This window comes from Arthrobacter sp. 10T413_2, assembly GCF_056394205.1.
The window spans coordinates 20,338-29,808 of record NZ_JBFTHK010000044.1 but is presented as its reverse complement, the minus strand read 5'-3'; the positions used below and the strand labels follow the sequence as shown (position 1 = coordinate 29,808).

Below are 9,471 nucleotides of genomic sequence, written 5' to 3'. Positions count from 1 at the left end.
CCCTAGCATTTAGGACACACCACTGAACCCGAGGAAGGGAACCGTAATGGGAGATCTGGCGCGACTGCCGTTGCTTGAAAAGACACCCACAACACATGCCGGTCTGCTGGCATGGGTTGAAGAGGTGGCTGAACTGACTCAGCCGGACCGGATCTACTGGGTTGACGGCTCGGAAGAGGAAAACACCCGGCTGACCKATGAGCTCGTTGCCGCGGGCACCCTGACCCGGCTGAACGAGAACCTGTTCCCCAAGTCCTTCGCGGCCTTCTCCGACCCGGCCGACGTGGCGCGCGTCGAAGAGCAGACCTTCATCTGCTCCGAGAACAAGCGCGATGCAGGGTTCACCAACAACTGGATGGCACCGGCGGAGATGAAAGAGAAGCTGCGCGGCCTGTTCGCCGGCTCCATGCGCGGCCGCACCATGTACGTCATCCCGTTCGTGATGGGCCACCTGGACGCCGAGGACCCCAAGTTCGGCGTGGAGATCACGGACAGCGCCTACGTCGTCGCCTCCATGCGCATCATGGCGACCATCGGCACCGAGGTCCTGGACAAGATCACCGCCACGAACGCGTTCTTCGTCCCCGCACTGCACTCCCTGGGCGCACCGCTGGCCCCGGGGCAGGCTGACGTCGCATGGCCCTGCAACCCGGACAAGTGGATCGTGCACTTCCCGGAGGAACGCTCCATCTGGTCCTTCGGCTCCGGCTACGGCGGCAACGCCCTGCTCGGCAAGAAGTGCTACGCCCTGCGCATCGCCTCGGTGATGGCCCGCGACGAAGGCTGGCTGGCCGAGCACATGCTCATCCTCAAGCTGACCTCGCCGGAGAAGAAGAACTACTACGTCTCCGCCGCCTTCCCCTCCGCCTGCGGCAAAACCAACCTCGCCCTGCTGGATCCGACCATCGAGGGCTGGGAAGTTGAAACCCTCGGCGACGACATCACCTGGATGCGGATCGGCAAGGAAGGCGAACTGCGCGCCACCAACCCGGAGGCGGGCCTGTTCGGCGTCGCCCCCGGCACCGGCTGGGGCACCAACCCGAACGCCATGCGCGCCATCGCCAAGGGCCACAGCATCTTCACCAACGTGGCCCTCACGGACGACGGCGGCGTGTGGTGGGAAGGCATGACCGACGAGGTCCCGGCGCACCTGACCGACTGGCAGGGCAACTCCTGGACGCCTGATTCGGACAAGCCCGCAGCCCACCCGAACTCCCGCTTCTGCACCCCGATCTCCCAGATCGACATGCTGGCCGAGGAGTACTACAGCCCCGACGGCGTGGAGCTTTCCGCCATCCTCTTCGGCGGCCGCCGCAAGACCACGGTTCCCCTGGTGACCGAGGCCCGCAGTTGGACCAACGGCATCTTCATGGGCTCCACCCTGTCCTCCGAGACCACGGCCGCGGCCGCGGGCCAGGTGGGCGTGCTCCGCCGGGATCCCATGGCCATGCTGCCCTTCATCGGCTACGACGCCGGCGACTACCTGAAGCACTGGATCAGCGTTTCGTCCAAGGCCAACCCGGCACGGCTGCCCAAGATTTTCCTGGTCAACTGGTTCCGCCGCACGGCCGACGGCGACTTCGCATGGCCCGGTTTCGGCGACAACGCGCGTGTCCTCAAGTGGGCCATCGAGCGCATCGAGGGCAAGGCCGACGCCGTCGAGACGCCCATCGGGTTCGTGCCGGCCGGCCACGCGCTGGACCTCACCGGCCTGGACCTGACCCACGCCCACGTTGAAGACGCCGTCCGCGTCGACCCGCAGGAGTGGGCCACCGAGCTGGCCTCGATTGAAGAGTGGTACGCCAAGTTCGGCGACTCCCTGCCCGAGGCCCTGCGTACCGAGCTGGAAGGCCTGAAGGCCCGCATGGCAGCCCAGCAGTAACAAGTACCGGTCAACGAACAGCGGCCCCGCACCTTTGCGAAAGGTGCGGGGCCGCCGTCGTCTTCTAAAAGCGGTGGGGACTTAGCTGGCGAGCCAGATGTCMGGGCCGAAGACCTCGTAGTGGATCTTCGTGGCCGGGATGCCGGCGTTGATGGCCTCGTTGCGGATGTTCTTCATGAACGGCAGCGGGCCGCACAGGTACAGGGACGCGTTGGCGGGCAAGTCCACCTCGCGCAGCGACATGAAGCCGGTCTTGGCCCCTGCTTCCGGCTGCTCGAGCCAGAGCTGGAGGTCGGCGCCGTCGAGGCGTTCGACGTCGTCGGTCATCTGGGAGCGCAGCGCCCAGCTGTCCAGGGTGCTTTCCRCGTGCAGGACCAGGACCTGGCGGTCCGAGCCGGACTCGGCGAGGGAGCGCAGGATGGACGCCGTGGGGGTGCAACCGATGCCGGCCGAGGCCAGGACCACGGGGCCGTCGCCCTCCTTGAGCGTGATTTCGCCGTAGGGGTTGGAGATCTCGATGACGTCGCCGACCTCCACGGTGTTGTGCAGCACGGGGGAGACCTCGCCKCCGTCGTCGAGCTTCGTGGTGAAGCTGCGGCTGGTGCCGGCGTCGCCGGAGAGGGAGTACTGGMGGACCTGGCGGAGCCCGTCCGGCAGGGTGACTTTGACGCTGACGTACTGGCCSGGGAGGGCCGCGGTGATGGGGGTGTCGTCGGCCGGTTCCAGGGTGAAGGTCATGGAGCCGGTGCCGGCAGGGGTCTTGGCGGCAACCTTCCAGGGGGTCCACATCTCGCCGTTCGCCTGGGCGGCGTAGAGGCCTTTCTCGAGCTTGATCAGGGCGTCCGCCATGAGCCAGTACACCTCGGTCCAGGCCTCGGCGATTTMCGGGGTGATGACCAGGGMCAGATCGTCGGMGATGGCGGCGAAGAGGTGCTCRTAGACCACCTGGTACTGCGGTTCGGTGATGCCCAGGGAGGCATGGCGGTGCGCGATGCGGGACAGGACGGTCTCGGGCAGGGTGCCGGGGTTGTTCACCAGGTGGGTGGCGAAAGCGGCGATGCTTCCGGCCAGGGCCTGCTGCTGGTTGCCGTTGCGCTGGTTGGAGCGGCTGAAGAGCCCGTCCAGCAGTTCCGGGTGCGCGGCAAAGAGCCGGGCGTAGAACTTGGGGGTGATCTCGCCGATGCGGGAACCGACCAGCGGCAGGGTGGCCTCGATGACCGGGAAGGACTTGTCCGAGAGCATGCTGACTCCTGAGTTAGTGGCCCGGGGTCTTCAACCGGACCGCGATGTGAATACTAATATTTGAAATGCAAGTATTTACACCTCAGTTCTACATGCCGTAGAAGAGTGATGCAAATCGGGCGGGCTCAGGGTGGCCCGGGGCCGGAACTAGAGGCCGGGACGCAGCCCGATCATCTGGAAGACCGGCGTCATTTGCCGGGAGGTCGGCAGCGAGGCGATGACGATCCCGTCGAGTTCGCGATAGAAGGCCTCGCGGGCCCGGGCAAGCGCGGCCCGGAGGTGGCATTCGGTGATGAGCGGGCAGGTGCCGCCCGCGGCGACRCAGTCGGCCGGGTCCTGGCGGGTGTCGAGTTGCCGCAGCAGTTGGCCCACCGTCGCGGCCCGGCCGGCGCTGCTGAGCCGGGACCCGCCGTTGCGGCCGCGTTCGACGTCGATCATGCCCAGTTCGCGCAGCTTCGCCATCGCCTTGCTGACGTGGTTGTAGGGCGTGCCGACGGCATCGGCGATGTTCTGGGTGGTCAGGAGGCCGCCGTCGGGAGCGGCCGCGAGCACCATCATGGCGCGCAGGCTCACATCCGCGAAGGCGTTGATCTTCATATCCCCAGCTTACGGCCGGTCTAGTCCACCCACACGGCGGGTTCGTTGGTATCGGCGGAGAGCTGGCCGAATTCGAGTTCGCGTGTCTCGGGGCTCGGGGCGTAGGGCAGGACCGCGGCGAACAGCGAGCCGTCCTGGTGCTCGGCGGCCACGTGAATGGCGTCCGAGTCCTCCTCGATCAGCGTGATGTCACAGACCACCGCGGCGGCCCGGAACTMGTCCCGGTGCTGGCGGAGCAGCTCGTGGAGGTCCCGGATCATGGTGTCCGCGTCGAAGTCGGCGTCGGATCCGTCGCTCGCGTCCGCGGGGGTCACGGCAACCAGCCGGACTTCGCCGTCGTTCTGCACTACGAGCGCAAACGGCAGGAAGCCGCCGTTACGCTCCAGCTGCTCCTGCGCGGCCCCGACGCCGGTGCCGAGCAGGTTTTCCAGGTCCGTGGCGCTGGCTTCCGGCACGGACTCGCGCCAGGAGCCGGCGTCCGGGGTTTCTTCKGGATGCGCGGCCACGGCTAGCCCCGGACCRGCGCCAGGACGCGGTCGCGGACCCGCTCCATGGTGGCGGTGTCCGTGKCTTCGACGTTGAGGCGCAGGAACGGCTCGGTGTTGGACGGGCGCAGGTTGAACCAGTAGCTGCCGTCGGTGGCAATGAAGGTGCTGCCGTCGAGGTAGTCGACCTCGACGTCTTCGTCAAGGAAGTCCTCGCGGACACGCTCGACCGCGCCGGCCTTGTCCTCGATTTCCGAGTTGATCTCGCCGGAGGACCGGTACGGTTCGTATTCGCGGCCGAGTTCCGAGAGCGGGCCGTCCTGTTCGCCCAGGGCGGCCAGGACGTGCATGGCCGCCAGCATGCCGGTGTCCGCATTCCAGAAGTCGCGGAAGTAGAAGTGGGCCGAGTGCTCCCCGCCGAAGATGGCCCCTTCGGCGGCCATGACGGCTTTGATGAAGGAGTGCCCCACGCGGGTGCGGACGGCGCGGCCGCMGTGGCGTTCGACGAGTTCCGGAACCGCGCGGGAGGTCAGCAGGTTGTGGATGACGGTCGGCATGTCCTCGCCGAGGGCCTGGGCGCGGGTGATTTCGCGGCGGGCCACCATACCGGTGATGGCCGACGGCGAGACGGGCTCGCCGTTTTCGTCGATCACGAAGCAGCGGTCGGCGTCGCCGTCGAACGCCAGGCCGATGTCCGCGCCGTGCTCGACGACGGCGGCCTGCAGGTCGCGCAGGTTTTCCGGCTCCAGCGGGTTGGCCGGGTGGTTCGGGAACGAGCCGTCGAGCTCGAAGTAGAGCGGCACGATCTCCAGGGGAAGCTTGGGCAGCAGCGCATCGCCCAGCACGGCCGGCGTGGTGAGGCCGGCCATGCCGTTGCCGGCGTCGACGACGACCTTCAGCGGCCGCGAGCCGCGCAGGTCCACGAGGCCGCGCAGGTACTCCGCGTACCCCTTGAGGACATCATGCACGCCCACCAGGCCGCGGGTGCCGGCGGCCGGGATGGTGCCGGCGTTGAGGTATTCCTCGGCCCGGGCCTGGATTTCCTTGAGCCCGGTTTCGGAGGAGATCGGCACGGCGCCGGCCTTGGCCATCTTGATGCCGTTGTATTCGGCCGGGTTGTGGCTGGCGGTGAATGTGGCGCCGGCGGCGTTGAGGGCGCCGCAYGCGTAGTAGAGCTCGTCGGTGGAGATCAGGTCCAGCAACTGGACGTTGGCGCCGCGGGTGGCGGCGCCGTTGGCAAAGGCCTTGGCGAACTCGGGGGAGGAGGGGCRCATGTCCCCGCCCACGAGCACGGTMTGCCCCGTGAGCTCCAGGACGTCGACGARGGCGGCACCGACGGYTTCGACGATTTCCGCGGTGATKGATTGGCCCACGATTCCGCGCACGTCATAAGCCTTGAACGAGGCCGAGAGGTCAAAAGTCTTTGTCTTGTCCGTAGTCACGGGTCTTATCTTACGTTGCGGCTCTGACGCTGCTGGCTGACGTGGCCGCGCCGGTTCTGTCCGCGCCGGTGCTGTCCACTGCTGCGCTGTCCACTGCTGTGCTGTCCACTTCGTGGGTGTCCACATAACGGGTGCTGGCTGCGCCGGTGTMGGAGGGGGCTGGGATACTGAATCAATGGCCAGTAACCAGAACGTCCTTTCCAGCCCAGCCGATTCCGCCACCTCAAATTCCGGCGCCGCTGTCTCCGGCTCCGCAGTCTCCCCGACCCGGGAACAGGCCCAGGCTGTGCTGCGGGAGCTCGTGGGGCACCCGGAGGCGCAGTTCCATGACGGCCAGTTCGAGGCCATTGAGGCACTGGTCGACGGCGGCCGGCGCGCCCTGGTGGTGCAGCGCACCGGCTGGGGAAAGTCGGCCGTGTACTTTGTCGCCTCGCTGCTGCTGCGCCGCCGCGGTGCGGGTCCCACCCTGATAGTGTCCCCGCTCCTGGCTCTCATGCGGGACCAGGTGGCCGCGGCGGCCCGGGCGGGCGTTCGGGCGGTCGCCATCAACTCCGCGAACCAGCTGGAGTKGGACACCGTGCGCGAGCAGCTTGCCGCCGATGAAGTKGACGTCCTGCTGGTTTCGCCCGAGCGCCTCACCAACCCGTCCTTCCGGGAAAACCAGCTTCCCGAACTCGTCCGCCGGACCGGGCTGCTGGTGATTGACGAGGCCCACTGCATCTCGGACTGGGGCCACGACTTCCGCCCCGACTACCGGCGCATCGCGGACCTCATCACACAGCTGCCGGACACCGTCCCGGTGCTCGCCACCACCGCCACGGCCAATTCCCGGGTGGTCCATGACATCGAAGAACAGCTCGGCAAGGACGTCCTGACCATCCGCGGCGCCCTCGGCCGGGAATCGCTCCGGCTGGGCGTCCTGACCCTGCCGGATTCCCGCGAACGGCTGGGCTGGCTGCTGACCCACTTGCAGGACCTGCAGGGCAGCGGCATCATCTACACGCTCACGGTGTCCKCCGCCGAGGACACCGCCCGGCTCCTGGCCGAAGCCGGGCACGAGGTGCTTGCCTATACCGGACGCACCGACMCCGCGGACCGGGAACGCGCCGAGCAGCTCCTCAAGGACAACCAGGTCAAGGCGCTGGTGGCCACCTCCGCMCTCGGCATGGGCTTCGACAAGCCGGACCTCGGCTTCGTGGTACACCTTGGCGCACCGTCCTCTCCCGTGGCGTACTACCAGCAGGTGGGCCGTGCCGGGCGCGGCGCGGCGAACGCCGATGTCCTGCTCCTGCCCGGTTCCGAGGACCGCGACATCTGGCAATACTTCGCCACCGCGTCCATGCCGTCCGAGGACAAAGCTGCAGCCGTCCTGACKGCCCTTGCMGAGGCCGGTACGGCTGTGTCCACGGTGGCGCTCGAGGCCCGGGTGGACCTGCGCCGGACGCCGCTGGAGCTGCTGCTGAAGGTGCTGGCCGTGGACGGCGCCGTCGAACGCGTCGGCGGAGGCTGGCGTTCCACCGGACAACCCTGGAGCTACGACGCCGAACGGTACGGCCGGATCGCCGAGGCCCGGGTGGATGAGCAGGACTCGATGGTCATCTACCAGGACACCGCCGGCTGCCGGATGGAATACATCACCTCCGTGCTGGACGACGAAACAGCCCACGCCTGCGGCCGTTGCGACAACTGTGCTGGCCGCTGGTTCCCGGCCGATATCGCCGAAGCAGCCACGGAGGCCGCCGGGCAGACACTCCGCCGGGCCGGCGTCGTGCTGGAACCGCGGCTGCAGTGGCCCACCGGCATGGACCGGCTGGGGGTGCCCGTCAAGGGCAAGATCAAGCCCGACGAGGCCCTCGCGGACGGCCGGGTCCTGGCGCGCCTGACGGACCTCGGCTGGGGCGGTGCCCTGCGCGAGGCCTTCGCCGCCGGTGCGCCCGACCGGCCCGTGGACCCCGGCATGCTGCAGGCCTGCGTCCAGGTGCTCAGGGAATGGGGCGCAGGAGACTCCCGCACCGCGGGCTGGAGCGGCGCCGGCCGCCCTGCCGCGATCATCAGCCTGCCCTCCCGCGGCAAGCCCGTGCTGGTGGACTCCCTGGCCCGCGGGATCTCCGAGATCGGCCGCATCCCGTATCTTGGCCAGCTGCAGCTCCACCACGGCGGACCCACCGGCGGGCGTGGCGGCAACAGTGCCTACCGGCTCGCCGCCGTCTGGGACCGCCTGGTGGTGGGGCCCGAACTGGAGGAAGCCCTGGCCGGAATCCGCGGCCAGAGCGTGATGCTCATCGACGACCTCGTGGACAGCCGCTGGACCCTGACCGTCTCCGGGCGCGCCCTCAGGCTTGCGGGCGTCGGCGCCGTCTTGCCGCTGGTGCTGGGCCAGGCCGGCTGACCGCGGCGCCCGCGTGGCGGGGGAGTGCCAGGCTGTCCAGCGTGCTCAGGAGCATCAGGACGGCGATGGCCACGAACGCCGCCCGGTAGGGCGCCGCCGGGTCGCCGGTCGCGGGGCCGGAGAGGGCAGGACTGCTTGACTCGAAAACCCGCAGCAGCAGCGCTCCGACGGCGATCCCTGCCGCGGTCGCGAGCTGCACGAGCGTGGCGGAGACGGCGTTCGCGGACGGCAACTGGGCCGGGACGACGTCGGCGTACTGGACGGACGCGTAGGCCGAGAAGCCGATGGAGCGGAAGGCTCCGCTGGCCACGAGGACGGCGACGATCAGCGGCTCCGGCGTGCCGGCGTCGAGCAGCGCGCACAGCGCAAAGGTGACCGCCGATGCCAACGACGCGAACACCAGGACGGGCTTGAAGCCGAACCGCCGGATGAGCGGCGTCGTCGCCGGCTTGATCCCGATGTTGCCCACGAACACGGCGGACACCATCGCCCCGGCATGCAGGGGGTCCCAGCCGAAGCCGGCCTGGAACATCAGCGGCAGCAGGAACGGCACGGCGCTGATGGTTAGGCGGTACACAAAGCCGCCCGTGGCCGTCGCGCGGAACGTCCGCGCGCCGAAGACGGACAGGTTGAACAGCGGCGTGCTGGACCGCCGCATCCAGGCCACGGCGGCGGTCTGGAACAGCAGGCCCGTCACGATCCCCGCGGCCGCCGCCAGGCCGGCGTCCCGGCCGCCCGTCAGTTCCAGACCCACCAGCAGAGAGCCCACCCCGAGCGTGGTCAATGCCAGCCCCAGCCAGTCCAGGCGCCGCGTGCTGTCGCCGCCGACCGCCGGGACCAGGCGGAGCGCGGCCAGGAACGCCGCCAGGCCCAGGGGGAGGTTGACCAGGAAGATCCAATGCCAGGACAGGTACGTTGTCAGGGCGCCGCCCACGAGCGGGGCCAGGACCGGGGCCAGCAGCCCGGGCCACACCAGGAACGCGGTCGCCCGCAGCAGGTCCTTCTTCGGCGTCCCTCGGAGCACCACGAGGGTTCCCACGGGGACCATCATGGCGCCTCCGGCCCCCTGCAGGACCCGGCTCAGGGTCAGCATGGTGAGGTCCTGGCTCAGCGCGCAGAGCAATGACGCGGCGGTAAAGGTTGCGATAGCCAGGCAGAACACCCGGCGTGCCCCGATCCGCTCCGCGAGCCAGCTGCTGAGCGGGATGCCCATCGCGACCGTCATCAGGTAGGCCGTCATGGTGATGTTGACGTCGGCCGGGGCGACCGAGAAATCGGCGGCGATGCTGGGAATGGCCGTGGTCAGGACGGTCCCGTCGAGGAATTCCATGAAGAACGTTGCGGCCACCAGGAGGGCAAGCCGCGGGCTCCAGCTGCCCCCGGCCGGAACAGTGCTGCGGGAGGAGGCTTTCATGCTCAGGGGTCCGCCTTCGG

General features: G+C 68.8%; 7 protein-coding genes. 2 read left to right on the top strand and 5 right to left on the bottom strand.

The window, feature by feature from the left end; all coding sequences use genetic code 11:
* Nucleotides 1-46 precede the first annotated feature (46 nt).
* Nucleotides 47-1,882, top strand: coding sequence for a phosphoenolpyruvate carboxykinase (GTP) (locus AC1DBQ_RS09645; protein WP_476928288.1), 1,836 nt, complete (start codon nt 47-49; stop codon nt 1,880-1,882).
* Nucleotides 1,883-1,963: 81 nt separating this feature from the next.
* Here AC1DBQ_RS09645 and AC1DBQ_RS09640 read toward each other — a convergent pair whose 3' ends face one another.
* The 4 genes from AC1DBQ_RS09640 to AC1DBQ_RS09625 form a co-directional block, all read right to left on the bottom strand.
* Complete coding sequence (locus AC1DBQ_RS09640) at nt 1,964-3,124, bottom strand: globin domain-containing protein (RefSeq protein WP_476928287.1); 1,161 nt, start codon at nt 3,122-3,124, stop codon at nt 1,964-1,966.
* 147 nt (nt 3,125-3,271) lie between these two features.
* Complete coding sequence (locus AC1DBQ_RS09635) at nt 3,272-3,721, bottom strand: RrF2 family transcriptional regulator (RefSeq protein WP_091255388.1); 450 nt, start codon at nt 3,719-3,721, stop codon at nt 3,272-3,274.
* A gap of 20 nt (nt 3,722-3,741) precedes the next feature.
* Nucleotides 3,742-4,227, bottom strand: a complete 486-nt coding sequence (locus AC1DBQ_RS09630; RefSeq protein WP_476928286.1) for a hypothetical protein — start codon at nt 4,225-4,227, stop codon at nt 3,742-3,744.
* A gap of 2 nt (nt 4,228-4,229) precedes the next feature.
* The gene (locus tag AC1DBQ_RS09625) at nt 4,230-5,648 is read right to left on the bottom strand and encodes a phosphomannomutase/phosphoglucomutase (protein ID WP_476928285.1); all 1,419 of its coding nucleotides are present in this window, start codon (nt 5,646-5,648) and stop codon (nt 4,230-4,232) included.
* Between the two features lie 175 nt (nt 5,649-5,823).
* Here AC1DBQ_RS09625 and AC1DBQ_RS09620 point away from each other — a divergent pair, with 175 nt between their 5' ends.
* Nucleotides 5,824-8,037, top strand: a complete 2,214-nt coding sequence (locus AC1DBQ_RS09620) for a RecQ family ATP-dependent DNA helicase (protein ID WP_476928284.1) — start codon at nt 5,824-5,826, stop codon at nt 8,035-8,037.
* Here AC1DBQ_RS09620 and AC1DBQ_RS09615 read toward each other — a convergent pair.
* Nucleotides 7,982-9,451 (bottom strand): MFS transporter, encoded by a 1,470-nt coding sequence (locus AC1DBQ_RS09615; RefSeq protein WP_476928289.1) that lies wholly within the window; start codon nt 9,449-9,451, stop codon nt 7,982-7,984. The two genes, AC1DBQ_RS09620 and AC1DBQ_RS09615, sit on opposite strands and share 56 nt — an antisense overlap.
* Between the last annotated feature and the right edge of the window lie 20 nt (nt 9,452-9,471).

Bases quoted from the DNA above. Each gene is read 5' to 3' on its own strand.
- AC1DBQ_RS09615 (WP_476928289.1), bottom strand. From the start codon at position 9,451: ATGAAAGCCTCCTCCCGCAGCACTGTTCCGGCCGGGGGCAGCTGGAGC.